Origin of the sequence: Corallococcus sp. CA049B (assembly GCF_003611685.1) — a bacterium.
Classification (GTDB): Bacteria; Myxococcota; Myxococcia; order Myxococcales; family Myxococcaceae; genus Corallococcus; species Corallococcus coralloides.
Window position 1 is genome coordinate 1 of the sequence record NZ_RAWC01000129.1, and the last position, 25,358, is coordinate 25,358.

Consider the following 25,358-nt stretch of genomic DNA (forward strand, 5'->3'; position numbering starts at 1 on the left):
GTGCGCGTCCGACAGGAGCGCCAGGTCCACCCGGTCGTTGATGAGGCACACCGCGCCCGCCCGCCGGCACAGGGCCACCACCGCCCGGGCCGCGGCCAGTGCCTCCCGGGGAGGGGTGTGCTTCATGCGCAGCTGGAGCACCCGGGCACCGCCCCCGAGCAACTGGCCGGCCTTGTCCACCAGGGGCAGCTCCGGGCGGATGCTGTCGTCGCACAGCAGGTAGGGGCCTTGGGGAAGCGGGGGGCGGGGCGAGACGTTCATCGGTTTCCGGGCCTGGGGACACCAGCGTTGACAGGCGCCCCTCCTGCTATAAGGTGCCGCGCTGTTTTCCAAGCAATTCCGAGGATTTGAATCATGGCTGAAGGCATCAACCCGAAGCACCTCGACAAGCGCACCGCCGAGCGCTACCAGCGCAGCGGCCAGGTGGACGAGGACGCGTACAAGAAGCACCTCGAGGAGCTGCCGGACGTGGCCGACAAGGCCGTCCCCATCGACACGCAGATGGACGGCGACATCGACGACGACTTCGATGACGAGGACGACGACGAGGAGATGGACGACGACGCCTCCGACGAGGACGAGGCGGACGAGGACGAGGACGAGGACGAGGACGAGGCCGCCGCGCCCGCCGACGAAGAGGACAAGGCGTCCGAATGAGCCCTTCGGAGAAGCGGGGTGAGACCTTCGTGATGACGGGGGATGCGAGCCCCGCCTCCGAGGAGTCCCTGTCGTTCAGCACCTTCATCGTCGGACTGGGTTCCGCCGTCCTCATCCACCTGGGTGGGGCGCCGAACCCGGAGACGGGCCGGCTGGAGAAGGACCTGCCTTCGGCCCGGCAGAACCTGGACCTCCTGGCGATGCTCCGCGAGAAGACTCGCGGCAACCTCACCGCGGAGGAGGACAAGCTGGTGGACAACCTCCTGTCCGACCTTCGCCTGCGCTACGTGGAGGCAAGCCGGAAGTGAAGCCTGCTGAAGTCACCCGCCCGGGGGGGTTGCCCCGGGGTGTGCGGATCGCCGCCGGGCTGTGCCTGATGCTCTCCACCCTGACGGGGTTCCTCGCCTGCAGCGAGGCCTCCGTCATGATGAACTTCGAGGCCCACCGCGAAGCGCAGCGGGAGCACACCCCCACCCTTGCCCTGCTGGGCAAGGACCCCGCCGTCACCCAGGCCATCATGGAGGCGCAGCTGTCCGCGCTCTCCCCCATGCGCGAGTCCCGCGCCCTGGTGCTGACCGGGCTGACGGTGGCCTGCACCCTGCTCTTCTTCGCCTCCAGCCGCATGCTGCGCTCCCCGGACGGCATCCCCCGGAACGGCTTCCGGCAGATGCTGGGCGGCGCGGGCATCTTCGCCGCGCTGATGCGCACCATCGACGGGGCCCAGTGGACCGTCGTGGCCCGCCACACCAGCCAGGCCATGGTGGAGGGGCTCAAGGGCCTGCCGGAGTTCCAGGACCCGGCCACGGCGCAGCAGCTCTACGCGCTCGTGCCGTCCCTGATGACGCTCACCGCCGTGGTGCCCACGGTGCTCGTCGCCGGTGGCTTCGCCGTGCTCGCGCAGTACTTCCGCAGCGAGGGCGTGCGGGACGCCATCGTCACACTCGACGGGCCCACCGAAGACCCCTGAAGTCCAGGCGGGGCTGACGCGGCGCGGCGCGAAGAGGCCGTCCGTGCTGCTTCAGCCCGCGTCCGTCGCCGCGCGAGGCAGCGCGGGCCCCAGGAGCAGCGCCTCCAGGGCGGCCATCGCGTCCGCTTCCGAGACGGCGGCCGTGCCCTCCAGCGGCAGCACGCGGGCCAGCGGGGCCTGGGGGATGCGCAGGAGCTCGTCCCGGGTCAGCCCGAAGACGTACGCCAGGTGCCCCATGGGCCAGCGGGACTGGAGCCGGGCGAAGGCCTCGTCATCCAGCTCCTCCAGGGGACACGGCAGCTCCGCGTCCTCGTACACCACCTTCTCCCCACCCACCCGGCGGCCGTTGCCGTAGGCGATGACTTCCTCGCCCTCGTCCGCGTCGTACACGTAGGCGTGCACGGTCGCGTTGGCGGCGGCGGACAGGAGGCGGGCCAGGGCATGGTGCGCCGCGTACCAGTGAGCGCCCTGCCTTCCTTGCGAGAAGGGCCCCAGGAAGGCCAGGCGCACCACCTTGCGGCGGCGGTTGATGGTGACGCGCAGCGCCGTGGCGGCCAGCACGCTGTCCATCGACAGGGCCTCCCGGGCCAGACGCACGAGCGCCAACCCGGAGAAGGTGTCGAGTCGAACGAGATAGCCGCCGTGCGCGTCCAGAGTGAAGCCCCCGAGGATGGGCGCCGCCTATAACCGACCCCCCCACCCCCTGGCAACTTCGCCACCACGATTACCCGGCCGCTTCCAGCGGCTCAAAGTATTCCGGGGAAAACGCAGGGCATACGGGCAGTGTCGCCTTGCCAAGGGGTCCCCGGCCCTTACGTTGAAGTCATGCGACTCGACAAATACACGGTGAAGGCGCAGGAGGCGATCCAGGAGGGTCAGTCCCTGGCCCGCCGGGCCGACAATCCCCACTACGAGCCGGAGCACCTCGCCGCGGCATTGCTGGGGCAGAAGGACGGCATCGTCGACCCTCTTCTGCGCAAGATTGGCGTGGATGTGAAGCTGTTCGCGGGCCGGCTGGGCGAAGCGCTCCAGAAGCTCCCGCGCATCCAGGGCGGCGAGAGCGCCGTGCTCAGCCAGCGCCTGATGAAGACCTTCGACAAGGCCGAGGACGAGGCCAAGGCGCTGAAGGACGAGTTCACCTCTTCGGAACACCTGCTGCTCGCGCTGGCCCAGGACAAGGGCGCGGTCGGCGAGGCCATGAAGTCCTCCGGCGTGACGCGCGAGCGCGTGCAGGCGGGCCTCAAGGAGGTGCGTGGCTCCTCGCGCGTGACGAGCGCGGACGCGGAGTCCACCTACCAGGCGCTGGAGAAGTACGGCCGCGACCTCACGGAGGCCGCGCGAAGCGGCAAGCTGGATCCCGTCATCGGCCGCGACGAGGAGATCCGCCGCTGCATCCAGGTGCTCAGCCGCCGCACCAAGAACAACCCGGTGCTCATCGGTGAGCCGGGCGTGGGCAAGACGGCCATCGCGGAAGGGCTCGCGCGCCGCATCGTGGACGGCGACGTGCCGGAGGGCTTGAAGAACAAGCGCCTCATCACCCTGGACCTGGGCGCCATGGTGGCCGGCGCCAAGTTCCGCGGCGAGTTCGAGGAGCGCCTCAAGGCGGTCCTCAAGGAGGTCTCGGACGCGGCGGGCGAAATCATCCTCTTCATCGACGAGATGCACACGCTCGTGGGCGCCGGGAAGGCCGAAGGCGCCATGGACGCGGGCAACATGCTCAAGCCGGCGCTCGCGCGCGGCGAACTGCACTGCATTGGCGCGACGACGCTGGACGAGTACCGCAAGCACATTGAGAAGGACGCCGCGCTGGAGCGCCGCTTCCAGCCGGTGTTCGTGGGCGAGCCCACGGTGCACGACACCATCAGCATCCTGCGTGGCCTGAAGGAGCGCTACGAGGTGCACCACGGCGTGCGCATCCAGGACTCCGCGCTCGTCGCGGCGGCCACGCTCAGCCACCGGTACATCTCGGACCGCTTCCTGCCGGACAAGGCCATCGACCTGGTCGACGAGGCCTCCAGCCGCCTGCGCATCGAAATCGACTCCATGCCCACGGAGATCGACGACATCCGCCGCAAGGTGACGCAGCTGGAGATTGAACGCGAGGGCCTGCGCAAGGAGACGGACCCGCACTCGCGTGAGCGCCTGGCCACCATCGAGAAGGAGCTCGCGAACCTGAACGAGAAGTTCAACTCGCTCAAGGCCCACTGGGACGAGGAGAAGAAGGCCATCGCGGCCCTGCGCTCGCTCAAGGAGAAGCAGGAGAAGGCGCGCAACGACCAGGCCGCGGCCGAGCGCCAGGGCGACCTGAACCGCGCGGCGGAGCTGAAGTTCGGCGTCATCCCGGGCCTGGAGAAGGAGGTCGCCGCGCAGAACGTGAAGCTGGCGGAGCTCCAGAAGAACCAGAAGTTCCTCAAGGAGGAGGTGGACTCCGAGGACATCGCCTCCGTGGTGGCCAAGTGGACGGGCATCCCGGTCTCCAAGCTGATGGAGGGCGAGATGCAGAAGCTGGTCAAGATGGAGGACCGGCTCGCCGAGCGCGTGATTGGCCAGCGCAGCCCGATTGAGGCCGTGTCCAACGCCGTGCGCCGCGCGCGCAGCGGATTGCAGGACCCCAACCGCCCCATCGGCTCGTTCATCTTCCTGGGCCCCACGGGCGTGGGCAAGACGGAGACGGCGAAGGCGCTGGCGGAGTTCCTCTTCGACGACGACACGGCCATGGTCCGCATCGACATGTCCGAGTACATGGAGAAGCACGCGGTGTCCCGGCTCGTGGGCGCGCCCCCGGGCTACGTGGGCTACGAGGAGGGCGGCCAGCTGACGGAGGCCGTGCGCCGCAGGCCGTACACGGTGGTGCTCTTCGACGAAATCGAGAAGGCCCACCACGACGTGTTCAACATCCTGCTGCAAATCCTCGATGAGGGCCGGGTGACGGACAGCCAGGGCCGCACCGTGGACTTCCGCAACACGGTGCTCATCCTCACGTCGAACATCGGCTCGCAGGCCATCCAGGAGGGCATGGCGGGCACGGACACGCTCAACGAGAAGACGCGCGGTGAGGTGATGGAAGCGCTGCGCGGACACTTCCGGCCGGAGTTCCTCAACCGCGTGGATGAAATCGTCGTCTTCGAGCCGCTGCGCAAGAAGGACATCTACCGCATCGTGGACATCCAGTTGGGCAAGCTCCAGAAGCTGCTCCAGGCCAAGCGCCTCACGCTGGACCTGACGGACAGCGCGCGGGAGCTCTTGGCGGAGCGCGGCTACGACCCCACTTACGGTGCCCGGCCGCTGAAGCGCGCGGTGCAGAAGTACCTGTTGGATCCGCTCGCCATCAAGGTGCTGAACGGCGAGTTCGCGCCGGGCGAGCACATCCAGGCGGACGCGGGCCCCGACGGGCTCACCTTCGCCAAGGTGCTGGTGGACAACGCGAAGGGCGTGAAGCAGGCGGGGTAGCCGGCTCCACGCACCGGTGATTCACACGGCGGGCCGCCTTCCCTCACCGGGAGGCGGCCCGTGGTGTCTTCAGGTGCGGCGGTGCTTGTCGTAGAGCGCGTCGCGCCACGCGAGCAGGTCCGGGAAGCGGGCGGCGAGCCCCGGATGGGTCCACACCTCGCGCGTGCCCGGCCCCATGGGCAGGTGCCGGTCCGCGGGCGGCCCCAGGAGCACGAGCATCGCCGCGGTGGTGATGTCCGCGTAGGTGAAGCCCGCGCCCAGCAGGTAGGGCCGGCCGCCCAGCGCGGCGCGCAGCTTGTCGTAGGAGGGAGCGACGGCGGCCTCGATGGCCTCCGGAGAGGTGTCCGCCACCTGGTGCTTCTTCACCACGAAGCGCATGCCCAGGCGCGCGGAGGGCGCGAACACGGGGCGCAGCCAGCCGGGGACGAACTTCGGCAGCATCTCCGCCTGGGCGCGGGTGTTGGTCAGCATGCGCGGCATGGCGTAGGCGCGCGCCAGGTCCAGCACGTGTTCGCTGGTGTCGTTCCACGCGGTGATGGCGTCTGCATGCCCGGCCGGGAAGAGCGAGCTGCCCTGCCCCACTCCTTCCGCGTGCTTCGCGATGGCGAACGAGCCGTGCGTGGCCGGCTGGGGCGGGTCCACGAGCAGCGGCACGGAGGGCTTCACGCCGGGCCCCACCTGCTTGCGCAGCCAGCGCTCCTGGATGAGGGGGACGTAGTCCTGGTAGCGGTAGGCGACGCGGTGGTGGTCCAACGCCCACCGGGCCTTCTCCGTCCAGCCCGACGAGGTCAGTCCGACGAGGATTCGCATAGGGGGCGGGACCCTATCAAGGCGCGCGGGAACGCGCCCGGTGCCCGCGGGCCTCACGAAAAACCCGTCAGGTCTCGCGCATCGCGGAAAAGGGTCGCGCATCCGACCGCCGCTTGCAGTCGTGGAACTCACTTCCCGGAGGAAGACGACATGAAGATCGGAATCATTGGCGCGGGGCTGATCGGCGGGACGCTTGCTCGCAGGTGGACCCAGCTGGGCCATGAGGTGTCCATCGCGAACTCACGCGGACCGGACACCCTGCGCGAGCTCGCGAAGGAGACGGGCGCGAAGGCCGTCACCGTCGAAGAGGCCGCGAAGGCGGGTGAGGTCGTCGTCGTGACCATTCCCCAGAAGGCGGTCCCCGACCTGCCGAAGGGCCTGTTCGCGAACGTGCCGAAGGACGTCGTGATCATCGACACGGGCAACTACTACCCCGTGCGCGACGGAAGCATCCCGGAGCTGGAGAACGGCAAGGTCGAGAGCGAGTGGGTCGCGTCGCTCATCGGCCGCCCCGTCATCAAGGCCTTCAACAACATCTACTTCAGCAGCCTCGCGGAGAAGGGCACACCGAAGGGCACGCCCGGCCGGGTGGCGCTGCCCATCGCGGGGGATCCGCCCGAGCACCGCGCGAAGGTGCTCCAGTTGGTGGAGGAGCTGGGCTTTGATGCCATCGACGCGGGCAGCCTCGCCGACTCGTGGCGCCAACAGCCCGGCACGCCGGTCTACACGCATGACCTTGACGCCGCGGGTGTGAAGAAGGCCCTCGCCGAGGCCGAGCGCTCGCGCCTGCCGGAGTACCGCCAGAAGGCCGACGACTCGCTGAAGGCCTTCTTCGCGTCGCAGAAGTAGGCCCTCTTGTGCCCCCGGGGCTTCGGACCGAAGGTGTGCGCCGCATGGCCGCCCTCTCCGAAGCCCCGCTGCTCGTCACCGCCGAGCTGGAGCCAGAAGCCTTCACACGCCTGGACGGCCTGCGCCGCCGCTACTTCCCGCCCGAGCGCAACGTCATCCCGGCGCACGTCTCCCTCTTCCACCACCTGCCCGCGCAGGAGCAGGACGCCGTGGAGGCCGCGCTCGAGGTCGTCACCGAGCGCCCCGCGCCCGGCTTGCGCTTCACGAAGCTGCGGAGCCTGGGGCGCGGCATGGCGGTGGACGTGGAAGCGCCCGGCCTTTCGCCCGTGCACCGCGAGCTGTCCCGCGCCTACGTGGAGTGGCTCACGCCGCAGGACCGTCAGCCCTTCCGGCCCCACGTCACGCTGATGAACAAGGCCACCGTGGAGGAGGCGAAGGCCGCGCTCGCGGAATTGGGCGCGGGCTGGTCCGCCTTCGACTCGCACGCCCCCGCGCTGCTGCTCTGGCGCTACCTCGGCGGCCCGTGGGAGTCCGTGCGCCGCTTCCCATTCACGGGCCGCGCTGGATGAGCTCCTCCACCGCCTCGCGCACGTCCCGCAGGTACGACGGATCCCTCACCGCGATGAAGATGGTGTCATCGCCCGCCACCGTGCCCGCCAGGCCCTCCAGCTCCTCGCGGTCCAACGCCAGCCCGAAGATCTGCGCGTAGCCGGGCGCCGTCTTCAGCACCAGCATGTTGGGCGGCGCATCGATGATCGTCACGCGCGGCGCGAGCGGCACGGGCGCCACCGGCGGTTCGGCGCGCTGGTAGCGCCCGTTCACCTTCTGCACGCTCAGCTTCTTCAGCCGCCGCGACAGCGTGGACTGGCTGGGCGTGTGCCCCGCCTCTTCGAGCAACGACTGCAGGACGAACTGATCCGGCACGTCCTGCCGGGAGATGAGCTGAAGGATGGCGTCGTCCAGGTTCATTCACGTTCACCATGCATGCGGCTGAATACGCACGCAAGGCGCATGAAAAATCCCAGTGAATGTTCTTGCGCGCTGCGCCGTTCTGCATAATATCCGCGCCTCCTTAGCGAATATGCACGAATTCAAGTGCATATTCAGCAGTCCCCATCCATCCGGCGCGGCCGGGGGAGCACGAAGCCCATGAAGCATGTCACCCGCATTCAGGACCTGGGCCCGGAAGGCGTCGAGGCGGTCCTCTCGCAGGCGGCCGCGTGGAAGCTGAAGGATCCGGGCCACATCTTCCCGGGGAAGCTCCTGGGCATGGTGTTCTTCAACCCGTCCCTGCGCACGCGCACGTCCTTCGAGGCGGTGATGCTGCGCGCGGGCGGGCACGCCATCGTGCTCGACGTGGGCTCTGGCGTGTGGAAGCTGGAGGACAGGCCCGGCGCGGTGATGAACGCGGACCGCGCGGAGCACATCAAGGAGGCGTCGCCCGTCCTGTCGCGCTTCGTGGACATGCTCGGCATCCGCACCTTCTCCCAGGGCGGCGGTGACGAGGAGGACGAGGCCGACCCCGTCATCAACGCCTTCCGCAAGTGGGCCACCGTGCCGGTGGTGAGCATGGAGTCCGCGCGCGAGCACCCCTGCCAGGGCCTGGCGGACGCGCTCACCCTGCGCGAGACGTTCGGCACCACGAAGAAGCTGCCGGTGACGCTCACCTGGGCGCCGCACATCAAGCCGCTGCCCAAGGCCGTGCCGAACTCGTTCCTGCTGTCCGCGGCGGCCGCGGGCTGCGAGGTGCGCGTGGCGCATCCGCCGGGCTTCGACCTGCACCCGGCCGTGCGCGCGGAAGCGGAGGCGTACGCCAAGGCCACCGGCGGCAGCATCACGTACACGCACGACCAGGACGAGGCGCTGGTGGGCAGCCGCGCCGTGTACGCGAAGTCCTGGGGCCCCACCGCCCAGACGGCGAGCACGCCCACGGACGTGGCGGCGCTGCTCGCGTCGTACTCGGGGTGGATGCCCACGCGCCGGCACATGGCGAAGGCCTCGAAGGACGCGGCCTTCCTCCACTGCCTGCCCGTGCGCCGCAACGTGGAGGTCGCCGACGAGGTGTTGGATCACGCCAGCAGCCGCGTCGTGGATGAGGCGGGCAACCGCTACCACGTGCAGCGCGCCCTCCTGGCCTGGATGCGCGGCGGCTGAAGCCGTAGCAGCCCGCCGCCCCACCGTTCTCCGTCCCTTTTTTGCTTTTTCAGAGGTCCACCGTGCCTTTGTCTCCCGACCCGTACGCCGCGCTTCGCAACGCGGCGAAGTACGTGAAGCAGTTCCGCAGCAAGACCTTCGTGGTGAAGCTGGGCGGAGCCGTGCTGACGGATCCGCGCACCCGCAAGACGGCGTGCGAGCAGATCGCACTCCTGTGGGCCTTCTCCATCCGCCCCGTCGTGGTGCACGGCGGCGGTCCGGAGCTGGACTCGCTCTGTGACGCCCTGCACCTGCCCATCGAGAAGGTGGCCGGCCGCCGCATCACCTCCGCGCCCGTGCTGGACGCGGCGAAGATGGTGCTGGCGGGCAAGCTGCACACGGACCTGCTCGCGGACCTCCAGGCCGCGGGCGTGCCCGCGGTGGGCCTGTCCGGCGTGGACGCGGGCCTCATCAAGGCGCGCAAGCGCCCGCCCGTGCTGGTGACGGAGCCCGGCGAGACGCAAGGGCGCATGGTGGACTACGGCCTCGTGGGCGACATCGAGTCCGTGGACACGCGCGTCGTGGAGCACCTGCGAAGCGCGGACTACGTGCCTGTCATCGCCCCACTGTCGGGCGGCCAGGACGGCGCTGTCTACAACACCAACGCGGACACGGTGGCGGCGGCCCTGGCGGCGGCGCTGCACGCGGAGAAGCTGTTCTTCATGGTGGAGGTGCCGGGGCTCCTCAAGGACGTCTCAGACCCGTCGTCGCTCATCTCGCTGGCCACGCTGTCGGACCTGGCGTCCCTGGAGGCCGAAGGCCGCCTCACGGGCGGCATGCGTCCCAAGGCGCACGCCATGCGCCACGCGCTCGTGGGCGGCGTGGGCAGCGTGCACCTGGTGAGCGGCAAGCAGTCCGATGCCCTGTTGGAGGAGGTCTTCACCAACGAGGGCAGCGGCACCATGGTCGTGCGCGAGCACCCGGTGAAGCACGGCGAGGCCAAGGGTTGAACCCCGCCGAGCTGCTCACCGCGCTGGTCGCCACGCCCAGCGTCTCCGGCGACGAGGCCCGCATCGCGGACCTCGTCGCGGGCCATGCGGAGTCCTGGGGTGCCCGCGTGCACCGCCAGGGCCACAACGTGTGGTTCAGCGTGGGCAGCGGGCCGAAGCGCCTGCTCGTGAACTCGCACCTGGACACGGTGAAGCCGTGCGCCGGGTGGAACACGGAGCCGCACGAGGCCGTGTGGAAGGACGACACGCTCTACGGCCTGGGCGCCAACGACGCCAAGGGCTGCGTCACCGCCATGCTCCTCACCGCGAAGGCGCTGCTCGAAGAAGGCGCGCCTTCCGGTGTCGAGTGCGTCTTCGCGCTCACCGCCGAGGAGGAGACGGGCGGCAAGGGGCTGGGGCCGCTGCTGTCCACGCTGGGACCGCTGGACGCCGCCATCGTGGGCGAGCCCACGTCGCTCAAGCCCTGCACGGCGCAGCGGGGCATGCTGCTCCTGCGCTGCGTGGCGCACGGCAAGAGCGGCCACGTGGCGCACGCGCACACGGGAGGCCTGGGCTCGGAGTCCAACGCCATCCTCAAGGCGGCCCGGGACATCCAGGCCGTGTCCGCGCTGCGCTTCCCCGCGCACCCGCTGTTGGGTGAGGCGCGGGCGCAGGTGACGCAGGTGTCCGGAGGCCTGGCGCGCAACCAGGTGCCGGACCGGTGCGAGTTCTTCGTGGACCTGCGCACCACGCCGGGCATGGACCACGCGAAGGTGGCGGAGGACGTGGGCCGGGCGCTGGAGAGCGAGGTGGTGGTGCACTCCGCGCGCTACCTGCCCAAGGGCACGGACGCGTCGCACCCGCTGGTGCGCGCGGCGGTGGTGGCGTCGGGCCAGGACACGGTGGGCTCCAGCACCACGTCCGACTGGGCGTTCCTGGGAGACATCCCGGCGGTGAAGGTGGGCCCGGGCGACACGCTCCGGAGCCACCAGGCGAACGAGTACCTCACGCGCGCGGAGCTGGAGGCGGGGCTCGCGTTCTATCGACGACTGCTGCACGGCTATGCCGGGGAGGTGTCGCGTGGCTGAGACATTGTGGGGCAAGGGCCAGCCGCTGGACGCGGCCATCCACGCCTTCACCGTGGGCGACGACCCCGTGGTGGACCTGTCGCTGGTGCCGCACGACGCGCTGGGCAGCGCCGCGCACGCGCGCATGCTCGCGCACGTGGGGCTGCTCTCGCCGGAGGCCGCCACGTCGCTCGTGAGCGCCCTGCACGCGCTCCACGACGAAGCGCGCGCGGGCCGCTTCACCATCCGCCCGGAGCAGGAGGACGGCCACACCGCACTGGAGGCCGCGCTCGTGGAGCGCACCGGCGAGGCGGGCAAGCGCATCCACCTGGCGCGCTCTCGCAACGACCAGGTGCTGCTGGCCCTGCGCCTGTTCATGCGCGAGGAACTGCTCGCGCTGGGCGCGCGCACGGCGGAGCTGGCGGGGACGTTCCTCGACTTCGCGGAAGCGCATGCGGACCTGCCCCTGCCCGGCTACACGCACCTGCGCCGCGCGATGCCGTCCACGTTCGGCCTGTGGGGCATGGCGTTCGCCGAAGGGCTGCTGGAGGAGCTGGAGGCGCTGAAGGGCGTGTGGGGGCGGCTCGACCGCTGCCCGCTGGGCGCCGCCGCGGGCTTTGGTGTTCCGCTGCCCATCGACCGTGAATATGTCGCGCGGTTGCTCGGTTTTAGTCGAGTTCAACGCAGCCCCATCGACGCGCAGGACAGTCGGGGGCGGCATGAAGCGGCGCTGCTCACCTGGGCGTGCTCGGTGGCGGGCACTCTGGAGAAGTGGCTTTGGGACGTGCAGCTCTACAGCATGGACGAGTTCGGCTTCCTGGCCCTGCCGGATGCCTTCACGACCGGCTCGTCCATCATGCCGCAGAAGAAGAACCCGGACGTGGTGGAGCTGGCCCGGGGCCGCTGCCGCGAGCTGCGGGGCCTGGCGCACCAGGTGGAGGCGGTGGCCGGAGGCCTTCCCTCCAGCTACCACCGTGACTTCCAGCTGCTGAAGCGCCCCACCCTCCAGGCCCTCACCAGCGCGAAGGCGCTGCTGGAGGTGCTCTCGCGGCTGGTGCCCGCGCTGAAGGTGAACGCGGAGAAGGCTCGCGCGGCGTGCGACGACACGCTCTACGCCGCGCACCACGCCTACGCGCTCGTGGCGAAGGGCCAGCCCTTCCGCGACGCGTACCGGGAGGTGGGCCGCCAGCTGAACGACGGCAGCTTCCAGCCGGACCGCGGCGCGCTGACGGCCACCCACCTGGGTGGCGCCGGAAACCTGGGCCTCGCCACCGCGCGCGAGGAACTGGCGGATGCGCGCGACTGGCTCACGCGCACCCACGCACAGCAGGTCCAGGCCGCCATCCGCGTCTGGGCCCCCTGAAAGCTTCCACACCCCTTTCGCAGCAACAGGAGTCCGAAGATGAGCAAGAAGTCCGTGGTGCTGGCGTTCTCCGGCGGCCTCGATACCGCCTTCTGCACGGTGTACCTGCGTGAGCAGGGCTGGGACGTCACCACCGTCACCGTGGACACGGGCGGCTTCCCGCCCGAGCAGCTGGAGCGCATCCAGGCCCTGTCCCAGAAGCTGGGCGCGGTGGCGCACCACACGGTGGACGCGCGCGACACCCTGTTCCAGGGCTACCTGCGCTTCCTCATCGCCGGCAACGTGCTGCGCGGCCAGCTCTACCCCCTGAGCGTCTCCGCCGAGCGCGCCTGCCAGGCCGTGGAGGCCGTGCGCATGGCGGAGAAGCTGGGCGTGCAGGCCGTGGCCCACGGCAGCACCGGCGCGGGGAATGATCAGGTCCGCTTCGACGTGGCCTTCCGCACGCTCGCGCCGCAGCTGCAGCTCATCACCCCCATCCGCGACCTGGCGCTCTCCCGTCAGCAGGAGATCTCCTTCCTCGCGGAGCGCGGCTTCCACCTGCCGGCGAAGACGGGCACGTACTCCGTCAACGAGGGCATGTGGGGCACGTCCGTGGGTGGCCGCGAGACGCTGGACTCGTGGAGCACGCTGCCGGAGGCGGCCTTCCCCGGTGGTGAGATCCCCACCGACCTGAAGCCCATGCCGCTGCTCATCTCCTTCGACAAGGGCGTGCCGGTGGCGCTCGACGGCAAGGCGCTGTCCGCGGTGGACGTGGTGGAGAAGCTCAACGCGCTGGGCCGGCCGTACGGCATTGGCCGGGGCGTGCACCTGGGCGACACCATCCTGGGCATCAAGGGCCGCGTGGGCTTCGAGGCTCCCGCGGCGCACCTGCTCATCGCGTCGCACCGCGAGCTGGAGAAGCTGGTGCTGTCGGGCAAGCAGCTCTTCTGGAAGGAGACGGTGGGCAACCTGTACGGGTCGCTCTTGCACGAAGGGCACTTCTTCGACCCGGTGGTGAAGGACCTGGAGGCGTTCCTCGCCTCCTCGCAGGACCGCGTGACGGGCGAGGTGAAGCTGGTGCTCACCCCGCGCGCCCACGTCGTGGAAGGCGTGCGTTCGCCGCACTCGCTGATGGACGCGAAGGTGGCCACGTACGGAGAGGCCAACGTGTTGTGGACGGGGACGGAAGCGGCGGGGTTCGCCAAGCTCTACGGCGTCGCGCAGATGCTCTCGCAGAAAGCGAAGTGACGACATGAAGATCCACGTCGACAAGGTGGGAAGTGTCACCCGCAACCTCCAGGTGGGGCGCACGGTGCACCTCACGGATGAGGTCAAGTGCGAGGAGGGCGCCGTCATCGCGGTGCGCATCCACGGGGAGAAGAGCGTCTACAACCAGCTGGAGGACGTGAACGGCCGGCTCGTCACGCTCCACGCGGGCGACATCGTCGTGGGCGCGCTGGGCCACCGCAACGCGCTGCACGGCTACGAGGGCATCGTGCCCACGTCCGTCACGGTGGGCGACAGGCTCCACATCCTCAACATGGGCGGCGTCATCGGGAAGTGCACGTCGCACAACCCGGGCGTGGGCGCGCCGTTCGAGGCGGAGGTGCTGGGCCAGGTCCTCACCTTCCCGGAGTTCCAGTCGCGCGCGGGCCAGCACGCGCACATCTCCACCGGCGCGCTCAAGGGCACGTCGCGGGCGGTGACGTGCCCGGTGGTGTACGTGGTGGGCACCTGCATGAACGCGGGCAAGACGTACGCGGCCAGCGTGGTGGTGCGGAAGCTCTCCCAGGCGGGCTACCGCGTGGGCGGCGCGAAGCTCACGGGCGTGTCGCTGATGCGCGACACCCTGTCCATGCAGGACAGCGGCGCGGACGTGGTGATGGACTTCACCGACGCGGGCGTCGTGTGCACCGGCGCGCGCACCGCGTCCAAGGTGGCGCGGATCGTCTTTTCGGAGATGGCGGCCCAGGACGTGGACGTCATCGTCGCGGAGACGGGCGACGGCATCATGGGCGAGTACGGCGTGCAGGCCATCCTGGCGGACCCGGAGCTCAAGGCGCTGGGCGGCGCGTTCATCCTGTGCGCGAACGACCCGGTGGGCGCGGCCGGCGGCGTGCGGCACCTGCGCGAGGTGTACGGCATCGAGATGGACATGGTGGCCGGGCCCGCCACGGACAACGCGGTGGGCGTGCGCTTCGTGGAGCAGGTGGTGGGGCTGCCCGCTCGCAACGCGCGCGCGGATCCGAACGCCCTGGGGAATCTCATCGTGGAGAAGCTCGCGCCCAAGCTGGGAGCGGGGAGGAAGTCATGACGTCGCCTGCGAACATCTACATCCTGGGGGCCTCCGGTTTCGGCGGAGGCGAGCTGTTGCGGCTGCTCGCGGGCCACCCCGGCAACGCCGGCATCCGCGTGGTGTCCCGGCACCACGCGGGTTCGCCCATCCACAAGGTGCACCCGCACCTGCGCGGCCTGGTGGACGGCCGCTTCGAGGCGGAGCCCGACTGGCGCTGGCTGGCGGACTCGCCGCGCCCGGTGGTGTTCAGCGCGCTGGGGCACGGCGACCTGGCGTCGCAGTTCGCCGGGATGGAGAAGCAGTGGGCGGACGCGGGCCTCACGGACCGGCTGCTGCTCGTCGACCTGTCGTCCGACTTCCGCCTGGACCACCCGGGCCGGTACGCGGGCGCCTACGGCCGGCCGCACCCGGCCCCGGACCTGCTGGGCACGTTCACCTACGGCCTCACGGAGTGGAAGCGTGAGCAGGTGAAGACGGCGAAGCGCATCGCCAACCCGGGCTGCTTCGCCACGGCGGTGCAGCTGGCGCTGCTCCCCATCGCGGCCACGCCGGGGCTGGGGCTGCTGGCGGTGTCGGGCGTGACGGGCTCGTCCGGCTCCGGCTCGCTGCCGGGCGAGGGCACGCACCACCCGACGCGCGCGCATGACTTCCGCGCGTACAAGCCGCTGGAGCACCAGCACGAGGCGGAGGTGGAGGTGATGCTGGTGGCGCACGGCGCGCAGCGGCACCGGCTGGCCTTCGTGCCGCACTCGGCGCCCATGGTGCGCGGCATCTTCGCCACGGTGCAGTTCGAGTGGCCGGAGCACGGCGGCGCGGTGGTGACGCAGTCGCTGACGGAGAAGTACCGCCGCTACTACGAGGGCTCGAAGTTCGTGCGCATCGTGGAGGGCACGCCGCGCGTGGCGGCCGTGGCGGGCAGCAACTTCTGCGACATCTCCGTGGCGACGAAGGGCCGCTCCGTGGCGGTGATGGCGGCGCTGGACAACCTGGTGAAGGGCATGGCCGGCCAGGCCGTGCAGAACTTCAACGTGGCCCTCGGCTTCCCCGAGGACACCGGCCTGCGCCAGGCGGCCTGCTACCCGTAGGCTGTTGAACCCGAGGCGGCTTCGGCGTGGAGCCGGAGCCGCCTGCTTCTTCAAGCCGCGGGCGTCTTCGGCACGTCGCCTGGAGGCGCGGGAGTCTCCCCTGCGCTGCTCGCTTTACCCGTCGGCGCAGTCGCCGCGGAATCCCCAACGACAGGCGCGGCCGGAGCTTCGGCGGCGGCGCCACCCTCGCGCTGCTCCAGCTTCGCGCCCCCGGCCTCCGCGGCCTTGAGGAACTCGTCGTACTCCGACTTGCGGGCCGCGGCCTTCGCCTCGGCCTCCGCGGAGCCCTTCTCGGCGGCGGCGCGGCCCGCGCGGATGGCCCGGGCGCTCAGCAGGATGCCTGCCACGAAGGCCACGACCCGCAGTGCGGACGCGAAGCTCCAGCCCGTGGTGAGGCCCTCGAAGCCGTCGCGCACGAAGTTGAGCGCGATCACGAACACGCCACCGGACAGCGCGGCCCCCACGGCGGTGGGCCACGGGCGCAGCGCGACGATGCGTGCGGCGCCGTAGCAGAGCGTCGGCAGCACCGCGAGCACCCACAGGTTCTCCAGCACCACCGCCACCGGGATGCGCAGGAAGTCGGACGGCAGCGCGCTCACCCGCGCGTGCAGGCGCAGCACCAGCGACACGCTGAGCATGGCGCCCACCACCAGCGACAGGAAACCCAGTCCGACGATGAACTGGAAGCGGCGGACGCGGACACGCAGGGGTTCGAGGACACCAGGCTTGGAGCTCACGGCCCGAAAGCCTAGCGCACTCTCACCCTTCGTCCTCTTCCCCGACAGCCGCGTCCCCCGCCGAGCGAGGAGGCGGGCCGTCGCCGTAGAAGACCTCCTCCATCACCAGCCCCTGCGGCGGCGCGGTGGCCCCGGCCAGCTTGCGCTCGCGCGAGGCCAGCACTTCGGCCACCCAGGCCTCGGGGCGGCGGCCCTTGCCCACCTCCACCAGCGTGCCCACCAGGTTGCGCACCATGTGCTTGAGGAAGGCGGTGCCCTCCACCACGAAGGCCACGGTGTCGCCGGAAACGCCCTCCACGCGCACCTGCCGGATTTCGCGCACCGCGTGCTTCGCCTGGCAGTCCGCGGCGCGGAACGCGGAGAAGTCGTGCCGGCCCACCAGCGCCTGGGACGCGCGGCGCATGGCCTCCACGTCCAGCGGGGCGAACAGCTCCCAGTGCGTCGTGCGCAGCAGCGGTGACCGCGTGCGCCGGTTGCTCACCCGGTAGCGGTAGCGCTTGCCGCGAGACCAGCGGCGCGGGTCGAACTCCGGCGACACCTCCTCCGCGGCCACCACCGCGATGTCCGGCGGGAGGATGCTGTTGAGGCCCATCGTGTAGGCCTTCATCGGCAGCACGCGCTGCGTGTCGAAGCTGGCCACCTGCCCCGTCGCGTGCACGCCCGAGTCGGTGCGTCCCGCGGACGCCACGAACACGCGCTCCCCCAGGAGCTTCTGGAGCGCGTCCTGGAGCGTGGACTGGATGGACGGGCCATTGGGCTGCACCTGCCAGCCCACGTACCGGGTGCCTTCGTATTCGAGCGTCAACTTCAGCCGGGGCATGGTCAAGGCAAGCCAAGGCACGCGGTCAGCGCGACTTCAGCCATCCCTCCAGCACATCCGCCGCGAGCTTCGCCAGGGTGACGTTCGCCTTGCGCGCCTGGGCCTCCAGCTTCTCGTACAGCGCCGGGTCCACCGTCAGCGCGAGCAGGCGCGGCTCGGTGGCGGGGAGGTCGTCCATGCGCATGGCCTCCGTGGGAGGGCCATCCACGTGCGCCGCCACCTCCGACAGCTCCAGCGCCATCTCCGACGTGGGCGCGGAGGACTGGCGCGTGGACAGGCGCTTCAGTTCCTGCGGACGCTCGTCTTCGAAGAGCTGTTTGACGAAGTTGGCCAGGTGCAGCGGCGAGGGCGTGAAGTCGTAGGACTCCAGGAAGGCGTCCAGGTCGCGCTGCATCTCCAGCGCCGTCTGGTAGCGGCGCTCGCGGTCGCGGGCGAGCGCGCGCATCAGGATGGCCTCCACGCGCTCCGGCAGGTCCTCGCGGAAGTACGACGGCGCGTAGATTTTCGCTTCGGTGATGCTGCGCATGACGGCGACGTCGGAGTCGCCGGTGAAGAGCTTGAAGCCGGTGAGCCACTCGTAGAGGACGGTGCCCAGCGAGAAGATGTCGCTGCGGCAGTCCAGCGGCCGGCCCAGGCACTGCTCCGGGGACAGGTAGCTGAGCTTGCCCTTGATTTCCCCCGAGCGCGTCTCCTCCACCTGGTTGGCGGCCTTGGCGATGCCGAAGTCCAGCACCTTCACCGAGCCGTCGAACGCGACGACGATGTTCTCCGGCGTCACGTCGCGGTGGACGATGTTGAGCGGGTTGCCGTAGCGGTCCTTCTTCTGGTGCGCGTAGTGCAGGCCCGCGCAGACACAGGAGGCGATCTTCAGCGCGTACACCATGGGGAAGGGAATCCCCAGGGACTCGGCCTTGGGCACGACGCGGCGCATGTCGCGGCCGGACACGTACTCCATGGCGATGAAGTAGCTGTCGACGATCTTCCCCAGGTCGTGGATCTGCACGATGTTGGGGTGGTTGAGCTGGGCGGCCAGCCGCGCCTCGTTGAGGAACATCTTCACGAAGGCCGCGTGCTTGGACAGGTGCGGACGGATGCGCTTGATGACGATGGGCGTCTCTTCGCCGCTGGCATCCAGTTGGTGCGCGAGGAAGATCTCCGCCATGCCCCCCACGGCGATCCGATCGATGAGCCGGTAGTTGCCGAAGCGGAACGCATCGCGCGGGGGCGAGGAGGCGGCGGGAGCCATGGAAGCAATGTAGCCGCGCCCCGCCCGGAGGCGCTAACGAAGTTGGACGACGTGCACCTTGAGTGCCGGTTCCTCACCTGGAGATGTCGGAAAGTCGAGCCCCGAGGGACCGAGCGACCCCACCGCCTTCCCGTTCCTGCCAGCCCGCGTCACCCCTTCCAGCACCATGGCTTCGAAGCGGCGCGAAGGCAGCCCCGCCAGGTTGCAGCAGGCGACCAGCCGGCCCCCGGGAGCCACCACCTTCGCGGCGGCTTCCGCCAGCCGGGCGTAGTCGCGAGCGGCGGAGAAGCGCGTCGTCTTGGTGGTGGAGAACGACGGCGGGTCCGCGACCACGACGTCGAAGGACTCCCCCTTCTTCGCGAGCCGCCCGAGCCAATCGAAGACATCGCCCGCCACGTAGTCGTAGCGATCCACGGATTGGCCGTTGAGGCGCGCGTTCTCCTCGCCCCACTCGAGCACGCGGCGGCTGGCGTCCATGTTGAGCACGCGCTTCGCGCCCCCGGCGGTCGCGGCGACGCCGAAGGCGCAGGTGTACGCGAAGAGGTTGAGCACGGTGAGGCCGGAGGCCTGGGCCTGGAGCCACGCGCGGGTGTCGCGCATGTCCAGGTAGAGGCCCACGGAGAGGCCCTGTCCGGGGCGGATGTGGAAGGACAGGCCGTTCTCCTTGGAGACGAAGTCCTCCACGGGTTCGCCCCGCGCGGCGGACTCCGGAGCGAGCGCGTCCTTCGCCACGTTGGCGAGCACGCGCGCCTCCCGGGGACGGCGCTTCAGGTAGACGCTCCGGGGCGTCCACGCGGAGACGGCCGCGTCGAGCAGGGTGACCTCCTCGGCATCGGTCAGGTCGCGGTAGAGGCTGACCACGACGACGTCGCCGAAGAGGTCCGCGGTCACGTCCGGCACGCCGTCCGCGGCGCCGTTCAGCAGGCGGAAGGCGGAGGTGGCGGGGTCCGAGAGCAGCGGCCCCCGGCGGGCGCGGGAGGCGCGCAGCAGGTCCACGAGGCGGGGAGGCAGGGCACTCACGCGCCCCTTCTACCCTACGAACCCAGCCGCGCGCGGGACCAGACGCGGCCGAGCGCGGCGGCGGCCTCCCGGGCCAGGTCCACGAAGTCGGTGCCCAAGAGCTGTCCTTCACGGACGCAGACGCGGCCATCCACGATGGTCCACGCCACGCGGGCGGCGGTGAGCTGCCCCAGGAGGAAGGGCGAGTAGCCCGTCTCCGGGTCTGCGGCGGGGATGGCGTCGTAGACGACGAGGTCCGCGATGCTGCCCTCCTCCACGCCGCCCGACGGCTTGCCATACAGGCGGGTGCACAGCTCCGCGGGGCCGCTGACGAACAGGTGCGCCAGCGAGTCATCCAGGTCCGGCATGCGGCCGGAGCGCGCCAGGGACAGCATGCTGACGAGCGCCCCGGCCAGCTCCTCCTGGAGGGAGCCATGGCCGCCGGTGCCCAGGCCCACGAGGTGGAGGCTGGAGAGCGCGCCGTCTGCGGACTCGGCCGCGCGGTCCATGGAGCGGGTGGCGCGGGGCGTGAGGGCGATGAAGGTGCCGGAGGCGGCCAGCCGCTCGGACTCGGAGCGCTCCACGGCGCGCGGGTAGCCGGCGATGGCGTGGGGGCCCAGCAGGCCCAGCGCGTCCAGGCGCGGCACGACGCGGCGGCCGTGCGTGGCGTAGGTGGTGGAGAGGTCGTCCTCGTTCTCCGCCAGGTGGAACACGACCGGCGCGTTCAGCTCCGCGCGCAGCCCCGCGATGCGGGCCAGGAGCGGATCCTCGCAGGTGTAGGACGCGTGGAAGCCGAGCGCGCCACGGACGCGGGGGTGCTCGCGGTAGCGGCGGACGAAGTCAGCGTTGGCGTCCGCCTGGGCGTTGGCGACGTCGGCGCCGTCCAGGCTGTGCGTGGCGTGGGACGTGACGAGCCGGATGCCCAGCGTGTTCGCGGCGCGGGCCTGGGCCTCCAGGCCACCGGCGACGTCGGTGGGGCACGACAGGTGGTCCACGACGAGGCTGACGCCATCGAGCAGCGCGCGGGCGGAGGCGAAGCGGGCCAGGACCTCCACGTCCTCGGCGGTGAGGAGGTTGGCCACCGAGCGCATGCGCTCCAGGCGTGAGCGAGGCTGGCGCAGGAGGAAGTCGCCATTGGGGGGCAACAGCTGCCCGTTGACCATGTGCGAGTGACAGTCCACGAGCCCGGGGGCGACGAGGCGGCCTCGACAGGCCACCTCCCAGTCACCGGGCAGCACGGGCACCTCGGCGTCCGGGGCGACGCGGCGGATGATGCCCTCTTCGACCACGACGGCCATGCCGTGGCGGACGCGACCGTCCGCACGGAACACGGCGCAGTTCTTCAGAAGCAGTCGGCCTTCCATGGACCTTCCCGTTTTAGCACGGGGTGGGTGGGCGATGAACCCCGTCCCCTACACAGAGTCCCCGAGCGGCGGATCCATGCAGGGCGCGGGTTTCAGGAAGAACGGGCCGTCATGCGCCACGACCATGGACCACTCCATGGACTCGGGGCAGATGGCGCACCACCCAGGGGATCCGAGTCTCGGAGGCTCCCAGACCATTGCCTCCAGGATGTTCAGGGGCGGGGGTGACGCAGCCTCGATGCGAAGGACCGGAAGCAAGGGCTCGGACACGACGTGGAATACACCGCCCTGCTGCTGCCGCGAGTAGTGCACCTCTGCCTTCAGAGCGATCTTCACCTGGACCTTCTTGGCGAAGTCAAAAATGAAAGAATAAAAGGGCCCTGACGTGGACAATCCAGGCAGGAAGGTCTGCCACCATTGGTCGCGCAGTTCCTGCGACAACTCCGGGCCGAGCAACTCCAGGCCCGAAACAACGCCGGCCAATGCCTCAGTAGGCCAGGTCCAATCTTTTCTCATCGACACCTCTCAATCCGAATAGATGCAGTGCATCGTCACCGGATTGAAGACCGCGTTCTGCCCCCGGCCGAAATCGACGCCCACGTAGGGAGGGACGGTCCTCATGAGGCGAAGCCTGACGGGTTCAGGTTCTGTCTTGAACTGGAAGGTGACGGACTGCTCCAGCAGCCACGCCTTCGCCCGAGCGAACTCCTCCTCCGACAAGGCGCCATCGGCCCGGCTCGAGAATGCACGGACCCGGACTTCGTTGTCCTGAAGCATGGCCTTGAGGCGGCCCCATTCCCCCCAATGCCTGCCAGCAATCTGTGCAAGGGCCGGCGACATCGCGAGGAATGACAGCAAGGTCAGTGGAAGGATCACCCATCGCCAGAGCCGGACGATCCGGTCGGACTCCTTCCGGGCGACGAAGAAGAAACCATAACCTACGAGAACGAACAGCCATCCACAGAGCGCGACCTCGACGAGGATGTCCGCAACGGGTGCATCCCCAGGGAAAGGATGTGGACTCAGCGACGAGGCTCCCGCAAGCCCCAAGCCAATCAGTACGACCGCGACCCCCACCGACGGCACGAACCAGCACAGCAATCCGATGATCCCACAGCGGGTAGAGGTCTTCATTTCAGCGTCGCGGTCCGTTGGGGAAAGAAGAGCTGGAGGCTGGCCCGCCCGAACTGCTGGTGCATCGGTGAATCGGAGTGGACCCATTCCAGGAGCAGCGATTCATAGGGAGCCAGATCCACGCCCCTCCGGCGCAACTCCGCCAGGATGAGGTGTGAGATGAAACATTGCTCCACCAGCCGTTGCTCCAGCTCCGCCACGGTCGCCTGAGAGAGTTCCTTCGAGAACTGTCGATGGGCGAGGAAGGTGGGAATCCGGCCCAGCCACTCCCCTACGACAAGCCCCAGGACTCCTCCCACGATTCCGCCTGCGAGTCCCGCCACGTGCTGGCCCAGGCGCCAACCCATGACGGCCCCACCACACGCGCCCATGACCCGCATCAAGCCAAAGAAAGTCACGGCGGCCTCCCCATCCCCTTCCTGGTTTCAAATCGCCATCTCCACACCCAGAGCGCGGCGACGGCGCCCAATACCAGGGACAGCAACCACAGCACCGCGATTGCGGGCAGGGTCGCCCTCGGCCCCAATGGAATGTCCAGCACATCCAGCCAACGCAACCACCCTTTAGGCAAGAGGCTCAGGAGCGACCACATGACCAGCGGCCCCAGATACGTCCCAACGAAGATCCAGACAATCTGCACGAAGCGCATGACCGTCCTACGGACTGGGCGTTCCCTGCATGAGCAGTGACCAGGCAGCAGGTGCCATGGGCTCACCTACCAGTTCATGCGTCTCGGGCGTCCACCGCGAGGGAGCAATCCCCAGGTCCCGGAAGAATCGCTCGTTTCCCCAGACGGTGCCAAACCCCTCGTGACTGCAGACGAACAGCTTCAGCTTGGGGCCTTCGAACAGTTGGAAATCGTCCCACCCGTCGATTCCCTTCCAGAGGCTCTCGTCGTTCAAGGACAGGCGCACGCCGCCATCCGTCCGGCACCGCACCCACAGCGCGGCACTGGAACCCGAAGTCGTCCCCGGCCAGGACGAAACCCACCGCGACTCCACCGCCGCCACCCGGATCCGCTCGAAGTCACGCTGAAGACGCTTCAGCTCCGGCGTGGGCACGACGACGTCCGCGCCGTCGACCCGCATCCTTCCCCGCCGGATGAGCGCGAAGTGCGTCGACGACCGCCACGCACGCTCCAGCACGGCATCAAGGCGCTGCTGCCTGTCCAACTGCAGGCAGACATCCCCAGCCACCTCCAGGACCTCTCTTCTTACTGAAGCCATGACCTTCATCCTCACCGCGTAATGGAAGCCCTGACAACTCCGGGGAGCGCCGCGGCGGCACTCAGTCCCACTCCAGGCTGACTCCACCGTCCGCGTTCACGGTGACGACTCCTCGCAATCCAAACAGCGGATTCACGAACGCACCGGTTCCCAACTGGACCTTGCTGCCATCCGTGAACTCAAGGTCGACGAACAGGTCCCCATCCCCGTTCGCGCGTCCCTGACAGACGACACGGCCATGCACCGGGACCTTCTCAAAAGCACATTGCTCGCCGGGAATCCGAGCCGTCAAGACACGCAGTTCCCTTCCGGTTTCGTTCACGAGGACAATTCGCGTTCTTCCCATCAGATAGCTGGCAATCGCAATCATCGCCACGCCGATCAGCAAAAGTGCCGCCAGAGTCCACACCCAACTCCTGTTGATGGCACACCTCAGCTCAAGGAAGGACGCCATCGAGGTCAGGCCTTTCAATGCTGCGCTCAGCGGTGCGCAGATAGAGGACCTCCTCATCGACACCCCAGAAGGTCTTGAGTTCCACCTCGACCGCGGAGACACGGCCCGCCTCGAAGGAGACGTAGACCTTCGGATACTGCCGGACCTTCGCCACCGACTTCGCGTAGTCCCAAGAGAGCCTCCCGGATGGACTCACCTCCCGCGACAGGGGCATGCCCAGGCGCTGAATCACCTCGGCTTCGGACATGCCCGGGGACACGGAGCGGACCTTCTCCGCGCTGAGCCCCGGCGACAGATGGCTTCCAGACCAGGGGACGCCGAAGCCGGCGTAGAACAGCGCGGCGCCCGTCGACACCAGGCCCAGGAAGAGCCGGTCCCACCAGGCCTGGGGCCTTCCCATCGAAGCGCGAAACAGAACGGGTGCCTCTGGCGTGTCCATCGGGAGCCCCCTCCTGCCCGGCAGGCAGGACAGCACGAGGGGCGCGGGTTCTGGGCCCCTGGAGACCCGGTATACTCCCAGTCCCATGACACCGCTGAGCCCCGGAGTCGCCACCGCCACGGAGCAGGACACGCCGGCCGCGCCCGGCTCCCTGCGCTTTCGCCGCCTGTGGCTGTTCTCCCCCCGGGCCGACCTCGCCATCCTGGGCATCCCCCTGGCCCTGACCGGGGTGGCCGCGGTCGCCAGCGCGCTCCTCGCCCCCGCCGCTGCGGACAACGCCCACCGGCTCTTGGGCTGGACCGCCCAGAACCTCCTGGGCAACGCCACGCACGTCATCCTCACGTTCCTGCTCTTCGGCGTGCACCGCGACGTGCTCACCGCCGCCCCCAACCAGCCGCGCACCATCCTCGCCGGTGCGCTGGCCATGCTCGGCGTGGGCGCGGCGCTGTTCTTCACCTTCTACGCCGACCGCTCCATCCACACCTTCGCCGTGGCAGTCATCTTCAACGTCTTCGGCATGCACCACACCCTGTCCCAGCACCGGGGCCTGTGGTCCCTGCACGGCCTGCGCGGCGGACAGGCCGGCCTCCCCGCGCCCTCTCCGCTCGAGCGCAAGCTCCAGCAGCTCTACGTCCCGCTGCTGCTCTCCGTCCTCCTCGTCCGCATCTTCTTCGTCGCCGAGTCCGCCGCCCCGAATGCCCCCGCCTACCTCGACGTGGGCCAGGGTGTCGTCCTTCCGTGGCAGACGCTGCCCCTGCTCATCGCCGTCTGGCTGGGCTACTTCCTCCTGCTCTTCCGCAGCGTGCTCCGCTCCGGCACGGCCAGCGGCCCCAAGGTGCTCTACCTCCTGGGCATGGCCACCGCGACCGGCCTGGCGCTCGTGGCGCCGTCCTGGGGCTACGTGATGCTCCCGGGCATGCACGGCCTGGAGTACTACGTCCTCAGCGCCCGCATGCTGGAGCCTCGCGAGGGCGACTCTCCCCGCCTTGGCCAGAAGCTCATCTGGCCCGCCATGGTCGTGTCCATGCTCCCGCTGTTCGCCCTGGGCGTGGTGCATGGCTTCCTGCTGGATGGCCCCATGCGTGGCTCGCTGGGCATCGGCGGTGGCGCGCAGGCGCATCCCCTATTGCGCGCTTTCACCTCGCTGGGCTTCGCGTGCGTGCTCGCGCACTACTTCGCGGACGCCTTCATCTTCCGCTTCCGCATCCCGTCCATCCGGCAGGTGATGCTGCGCCGCCTGGGCTTCTCCACCGGCCCCCGGCCGCCCCTGCCCGCTCCCGGCGCCCGGTAGGCC

At 69.7% G+C, this 25,358-nt stretch carries 30 protein-coding genes; 14 read left to right on the forward strand and 16 right to left on the reverse strand.

All coding sequences use genetic code 11. The annotated features are described in order from the left end of the window. A partial coding sequence (locus tag D7W82_RS24875) for a thiamine phosphate synthase (RefSeq protein ID WP_199727823.1) occupies nucleotides 1-261 on the reverse strand: 261 nt, incomplete at its 3' end. A gap of 93 nt (nucleotides 262-354) precedes the next feature. Here D7W82_RS24875 and D7W82_RS24880 point away from each other — a divergent pair. Genes D7W82_RS24880 through D7W82_RS24890 form a run of 3 tightly spaced genes read left to right on the forward strand, consistent with a single transcriptional unit; the run spans nucleotide 355 to nucleotide 1,624 of the window. Continuing rightward, nucleotides 355-657, forward strand: coding sequence for a hypothetical protein (locus tag D7W82_RS24880; protein WP_120620731.1), 303 nt, complete (start codon nucleotides 355-357; stop codon nucleotides 655-657). After that, the gene (locus tag D7W82_RS24885; protein WP_120620732.1) at nucleotides 654-965 is read left to right on the forward strand and encodes a DUF1844 domain-containing protein; all 312 of its coding nucleotides are present in this window, start codon (nucleotides 654-656) and stop codon (nucleotides 963-965) included. Before D7W82_RS24880 ends, D7W82_RS24885 begins: the two co-directional genes overlap by 4 nt. Then, nucleotides 962-1,624, forward strand: a complete 663-nt coding sequence (locus D7W82_RS24890; RefSeq protein ID WP_171425790.1) for a hypothetical protein — start codon at nucleotides 962-964, stop codon at nucleotides 1,622-1,624. The genes D7W82_RS24885 and D7W82_RS24890 overlap by 4 nt, the downstream gene beginning before the upstream one ends. 51 nt (nucleotides 1,625-1,675) lie before the next feature. Here D7W82_RS24890 and D7W82_RS24895 read toward each other — a convergent pair whose 3' ends face one another. Continuing rightward, the gene (locus tag D7W82_RS24895) at nucleotides 1,676-2,221 is read right to left on the reverse strand and encodes a hypothetical protein (RefSeq protein WP_233587915.1); all 546 of its coding nucleotides are present in this window, start codon (nucleotides 2,219-2,221) and stop codon (nucleotides 1,676-1,678) included. A 228-nt stretch (nucleotides 2,222-2,449) separates the two neighbouring features. On the opposite strand from D7W82_RS24895, the gene clpB reads away from it, so the two are divergent. Continuing rightward, nucleotides 2,450-5,074, forward strand: a complete 2,625-nt coding sequence (gene clpB, locus D7W82_RS24900) for an ATP-dependent chaperone ClpB (RefSeq protein WP_120620735.1) — start codon at nucleotides 2,450-2,452, stop codon at nucleotides 5,072-5,074. Between the two features lie 69 nt (nucleotides 5,075-5,143). Here clpB and D7W82_RS24905 read toward each other — a convergent pair whose 3' ends face one another. Further along, nucleotides 5,144-5,884, reverse strand: coding sequence for a glutathione S-transferase C-terminal domain-containing protein (locus tag D7W82_RS24905; protein WP_120620736.1), 741 nt, complete (start codon nucleotides 5,882-5,884; stop codon nucleotides 5,144-5,146). A gap of 150 nt (nucleotides 5,885-6,034) precedes the next feature. Between D7W82_RS24905 and D7W82_RS24910 the strand changes: the two genes are divergently transcribed. Together D7W82_RS24910 and D7W82_RS24915 are read left to right on the forward strand one after the other, a co-directional pair. Beyond that, complete coding sequence (locus D7W82_RS24910) at nucleotides 6,035-6,733, forward strand: NADPH-dependent F420 reductase (RefSeq protein WP_120620737.1); 699 nt, start codon at nucleotides 6,035-6,037, stop codon at nucleotides 6,731-6,733. A 44-nt stretch (nucleotides 6,734-6,777) separates the two neighbouring features. Next, nucleotides 6,778-7,302 carry a 2'-5' RNA ligase family protein gene (locus D7W82_RS24915; RefSeq protein WP_120620738.1) on the forward strand — a complete coding sequence of 175 codons (525 nt, stop codon included), beginning with the start codon at nucleotides 6,778-6,780 and terminating at the stop codon, nucleotides 7,300-7,302. On the opposite strand, the gene D7W82_RS24920 is transcribed toward D7W82_RS24915, so the two are convergent. Further along, nucleotides 7,283-7,702, reverse strand: a complete 420-nt coding sequence (locus tag D7W82_RS24920) for an arginine repressor (protein ID WP_120620739.1) — start codon at nucleotides 7,700-7,702, stop codon at nucleotides 7,283-7,285. The genes D7W82_RS24915 and D7W82_RS24920 overlap by 20 nt on opposite strands. A 180-nt stretch (nucleotides 7,703-7,882) precedes the next feature. On the opposite strand from D7W82_RS24920, the gene D7W82_RS24925 reads away from it, so the two are divergent. From D7W82_RS24925 to argC, 7 genes are all read left to right on the forward strand, one after another. Further along, entirely contained in the window at nucleotides 7,883-8,887 is a 1,005-nt protein-coding gene (locus tag D7W82_RS24925) for an N-acetylornithine carbamoyltransferase (RefSeq protein ID WP_120620740.1), read from the forward strand. Nucleotides 8,888-8,949: 62 nt separating this feature from the next. Further along, nucleotides 8,950-9,876, forward strand: coding sequence for an acetylglutamate kinase (argB, locus tag D7W82_RS24930; protein ID WP_120563997.1), 927 nt, complete (start codon nucleotides 8,950-8,952; stop codon nucleotides 9,874-9,876). Then, entirely contained in the window at nucleotides 9,873-10,943 is a 1,071-nt protein-coding gene (locus D7W82_RS24935) for a M20/M25/M40 family metallo-hydrolase (protein ID WP_120620741.1), read from the forward strand. Before argB ends, D7W82_RS24935 begins: the two co-directional genes overlap by 4 nt. Continuing rightward, nucleotides 10,936-12,285 carry an argininosuccinate lyase gene (gene argH, locus D7W82_RS24940; RefSeq protein ID WP_199727824.1) on the forward strand — a complete coding sequence of 450 codons (1,350 nt, stop codon included), beginning with the start codon at nucleotides 10,936-10,938 and terminating at the stop codon, nucleotides 12,283-12,285. The genes D7W82_RS24935 and argH overlap by 8 nt, the downstream gene beginning before the upstream one ends. A 39-nt stretch (nucleotides 12,286-12,324) precedes the next feature. After that, nucleotides 12,325-13,512 (forward strand): argininosuccinate synthase, encoded by a 1,188-nt coding sequence (argG, locus tag D7W82_RS24945; RefSeq protein WP_120620743.1) that lies wholly within the window; start codon nucleotides 12,325-12,327, stop codon nucleotides 13,510-13,512. 4 nt (nucleotides 13,513-13,516) lie between these two features. Then, nucleotides 13,517-14,578 carry a DUF1611 domain-containing protein gene (locus D7W82_RS24950; protein ID WP_120620744.1) on the forward strand — a complete coding sequence of 354 codons (1,062 nt, stop codon included), beginning with the start codon at nucleotides 13,517-13,519 and terminating at the stop codon, nucleotides 14,576-14,578. Then, complete coding sequence (argC, locus tag D7W82_RS24955; RefSeq protein ID WP_120620745.1) at nucleotides 14,575-15,645, forward strand: N-acetyl-gamma-glutamyl-phosphate reductase; 1,071 nt, start codon at nucleotides 14,575-14,577, stop codon at nucleotides 15,643-15,645. The genes D7W82_RS24950 and argC overlap by 4 nt, the downstream gene beginning before the upstream one ends. Before the next feature lie 50 nt (nucleotides 15,646-15,695). On the opposite strand, the gene D7W82_RS24960 is transcribed toward argC, so the two are convergent. The 12 genes from D7W82_RS24960 to bamE form a co-directional block, all read right to left on the reverse strand. Beyond that, nucleotides 15,696-16,382: a hypothetical protein gene (locus tag D7W82_RS24960; protein ID WP_120620746.1), complete on the reverse strand. Its 687-nt coding sequence runs from the start codon at nucleotides 16,380-16,382 to the stop codon at nucleotides 15,696-15,698. Between the two features lie 22 nt (nucleotides 16,383-16,404). Next, the gene (gene truA / locus D7W82_RS24965; protein ID WP_120620758.1) at nucleotides 16,405-17,202 is read right to left on the reverse strand and encodes a tRNA pseudouridine(38-40) synthase TruA; all 798 of its coding nucleotides are present in this window, start codon (nucleotides 17,200-17,202) and stop codon (nucleotides 16,405-16,407) included. Nucleotides 17,203-17,227: 25 nt separating this feature from the next. Further along, a complete protein-coding gene (locus D7W82_RS24970; RefSeq protein ID WP_120620747.1) occupies nucleotides 17,228-18,448 on the reverse strand; it encodes a serine/threonine-protein kinase in 1,221 nt (406 codons plus the stop codon). Nucleotides 18,449-18,481: 33 nt separating this feature from the next. After that, nucleotides 18,482-19,468, reverse strand: coding sequence for a class I SAM-dependent rRNA methyltransferase (locus D7W82_RS24975; RefSeq protein ID WP_120620748.1), 987 nt, complete (start codon nucleotides 19,466-19,468; stop codon nucleotides 18,482-18,484). Between the two features lie 14 nt (nucleotides 19,469-19,482). Next, nucleotides 19,483-20,811 carry an amidohydrolase family protein gene (locus D7W82_RS24980; RefSeq protein ID WP_120620749.1) on the reverse strand — a complete coding sequence of 443 codons (1,329 nt, stop codon included), beginning with the start codon at nucleotides 20,809-20,811 and terminating at the stop codon, nucleotides 19,483-19,485. A 48-nt stretch (nucleotides 20,812-20,859) separates the two neighbouring features. Then, nucleotides 20,860-21,327, reverse strand: a complete 468-nt coding sequence (locus D7W82_RS24985; protein ID WP_147439517.1) for a hypothetical protein — start codon at nucleotides 21,325-21,327, stop codon at nucleotides 20,860-20,862. A 9-nt stretch (nucleotides 21,328-21,336) separates the two neighbouring features. After that, the gene (locus D7W82_RS24990) at nucleotides 21,337-21,945 is read right to left on the reverse strand and encodes a hypothetical protein (protein ID WP_147439520.1); all 609 of its coding nucleotides are present in this window, start codon (nucleotides 21,943-21,945) and stop codon (nucleotides 21,337-21,339) included. Continuing rightward, the gene (locus D7W82_RS24995; RefSeq protein WP_147439522.1) at nucleotides 21,942-22,292 is read right to left on the reverse strand and encodes a hypothetical protein; all 351 of its coding nucleotides are present in this window, start codon (nucleotides 22,290-22,292) and stop codon (nucleotides 21,942-21,944) included. Before D7W82_RS24995 ends, D7W82_RS24990 begins: the two co-directional genes overlap by 4 nt. A gap of 47 nt (nucleotides 22,293-22,339) precedes the next feature. Then, nucleotides 22,340-22,594, reverse strand: coding sequence for a hypothetical protein (locus tag D7W82_RS25000; RefSeq protein WP_120620753.1), 255 nt, complete (start codon nucleotides 22,592-22,594; stop codon nucleotides 22,340-22,342). A 7-nt stretch (nucleotides 22,595-22,601) separates the two neighbouring features. Then, entirely contained in the window at nucleotides 22,602-23,171 is a 570-nt protein-coding gene (locus D7W82_RS25005) for a hypothetical protein (RefSeq protein ID WP_147439524.1), read from the reverse strand. A gap of 61 nt (nucleotides 23,172-23,232) precedes the next feature. Further along, nucleotides 23,233-23,625, reverse strand: coding sequence for a hypothetical protein (locus tag D7W82_RS25010; RefSeq protein WP_120620755.1), 393 nt, complete (start codon nucleotides 23,623-23,625; stop codon nucleotides 23,233-23,235). Continuing rightward, a complete protein-coding gene (gene bamE, locus D7W82_RS25015; RefSeq protein ID WP_158617721.1) occupies nucleotides 23,609-24,025 on the reverse strand; it encodes an outer membrane protein assembly factor BamE in 417 nt (138 codons plus the stop codon). The genes D7W82_RS25010 and bamE overlap by 17 nt, the downstream gene beginning before the upstream one ends. Before the next feature lie 124 nt (nucleotides 24,026-24,149). Here bamE and D7W82_RS25020 point away from each other — a divergent pair, with 124 nt between their 5' ends. After that, a complete protein-coding gene (locus D7W82_RS25020) occupies nucleotides 24,150-25,355 on the forward strand; it encodes a hypothetical protein (RefSeq protein WP_120620757.1) in 1,206 nt (401 codons plus the stop codon). The last annotated feature ends 3 nt before the right edge of the window (nucleotides 25,356-25,358 follow it).

Coding starts and splice junctions, on each gene's coding strand:
- D7W82_RS24880 (WP_120620731.1), top strand. CDS start 355: ATGGCTGAAGGCATCAACCCGAAGCACCTCGACAAGCGCACCGCCGAG.
- D7W82_RS24885 (WP_120620732.1), top strand. CDS start 654: ATGAGCCCTTCGGAGAAGCGGGGTGAGACCTTCGTGATGACGGGGGAT.
- clpB (WP_120620735.1), top strand. CDS start 2,450: ATGCGACTCGACAAATACACGGTGAAGGCGCAGGAGGCGATCCAGGAG.
- D7W82_RS24905 (WP_120620736.1), bottom strand. CDS start 5,884: ATGCGAATCCTCGTCGGACTGACCTCGTCGGGCTGGACGGAGAAGGCC.
- D7W82_RS24910 (WP_120620737.1), top strand. CDS start 6,035: ATGAAGATCGGAATCATTGGCGCGGGGCTGATCGGCGGGACGCTTGCT.
- D7W82_RS24915 (WP_120620738.1), top strand. CDS start 6,778: ATGGCCGCCCTCTCCGAAGCCCCGCTGCTCGTCACCGCCGAGCTGGAG.
- D7W82_RS24920 (WP_120620739.1), bottom strand. CDS start 7,702: ATGAACCTGGACGACGCCATCCTTCAGCTCATCTCCCGGCAGGACGTG.
- D7W82_RS24925 (WP_120620740.1), top strand. CDS start 7,883: ATGAAGCATGTCACCCGCATTCAGGACCTGGGCCCGGAAGGCGTCGAG.
- argG (WP_120620743.1), top strand. CDS start 12,325: ATGAGCAAGAAGTCCGTGGTGCTGGCGTTCTCCGGCGGCCTCGATACC.
- D7W82_RS24950 (WP_120620744.1), top strand. CDS start 13,517: ATGAAGATCCACGTCGACAAGGTGGGAAGTGTCACCCGCAACCTCCAG.
- argC (WP_120620745.1), top strand. CDS start 14,575: ATGACGTCGCCTGCGAACATCTACATCCTGGGGGCCTCCGGTTTCGGC.
- truA (WP_120620758.1), bottom strand. CDS start 17,202: ATGCCCCGGCTGAAGTTGACGCTCGAATACGAAGGCACCCGGTACGTG.
- D7W82_RS24970 (WP_120620747.1), bottom strand. CDS start 18,448: ATGGCTCCCGCCGCCTCCTCGCCCCCGCGCGATGCGTTCCGCTTCGGC.
- D7W82_RS24980 (WP_120620749.1), bottom strand. CDS start 20,811: ATGGAAGGCCGACTGCTTCTGAAGAACTGCGCCGTGTTCCGTGCGGAC.
- D7W82_RS24985 (WP_147439517.1), bottom strand. CDS start 21,327: ATGAGAAAAGATTGGACCTGGCCTACTGAGGCATTGGCCGGCGTTGTT.
- D7W82_RS24990 (WP_147439520.1), bottom strand. CDS start 21,945: ATGAAGACCTCTACCCGCTGTGGGATCATCGGATTGCTGTGCTGGTTC.
- D7W82_RS24995 (WP_147439522.1), bottom strand. CDS start 22,292: ATGGGTTGGCGCCTGGGCCAGCACGTGGCGGGACTCGCAGGCGGAATC.
- D7W82_RS25000 (WP_120620753.1), bottom strand. CDS start 22,594: ATGCGCTTCGTGCAGATTGTCTGGATCTTCGTTGGGACGTATCTGGGG.
- D7W82_RS25005 (WP_147439524.1), bottom strand. CDS start 23,171: ATGGCTTCAGTAAGAAGAGAGGTCCTGGAGGTGGCTGGGGATGTCTGC.
- D7W82_RS25010 (WP_120620755.1), bottom strand. CDS start 23,625: ATGGCGTCCTTCCTTGAGCTGAGGTGTGCCATCAACAGGAGTTGGGTG.
- bamE (WP_158617721.1), bottom strand. CDS start 24,025: ATGGGAAGGCCCCAGGCCTGGTGGGACCGGCTCTTCCTGGGCCTGGTG.
- D7W82_RS25020 (WP_120620757.1), top strand. CDS start 24,150: ATGACACCGCTGAGCCCCGGAGTCGCCACCGCCACGGAGCAGGACACG.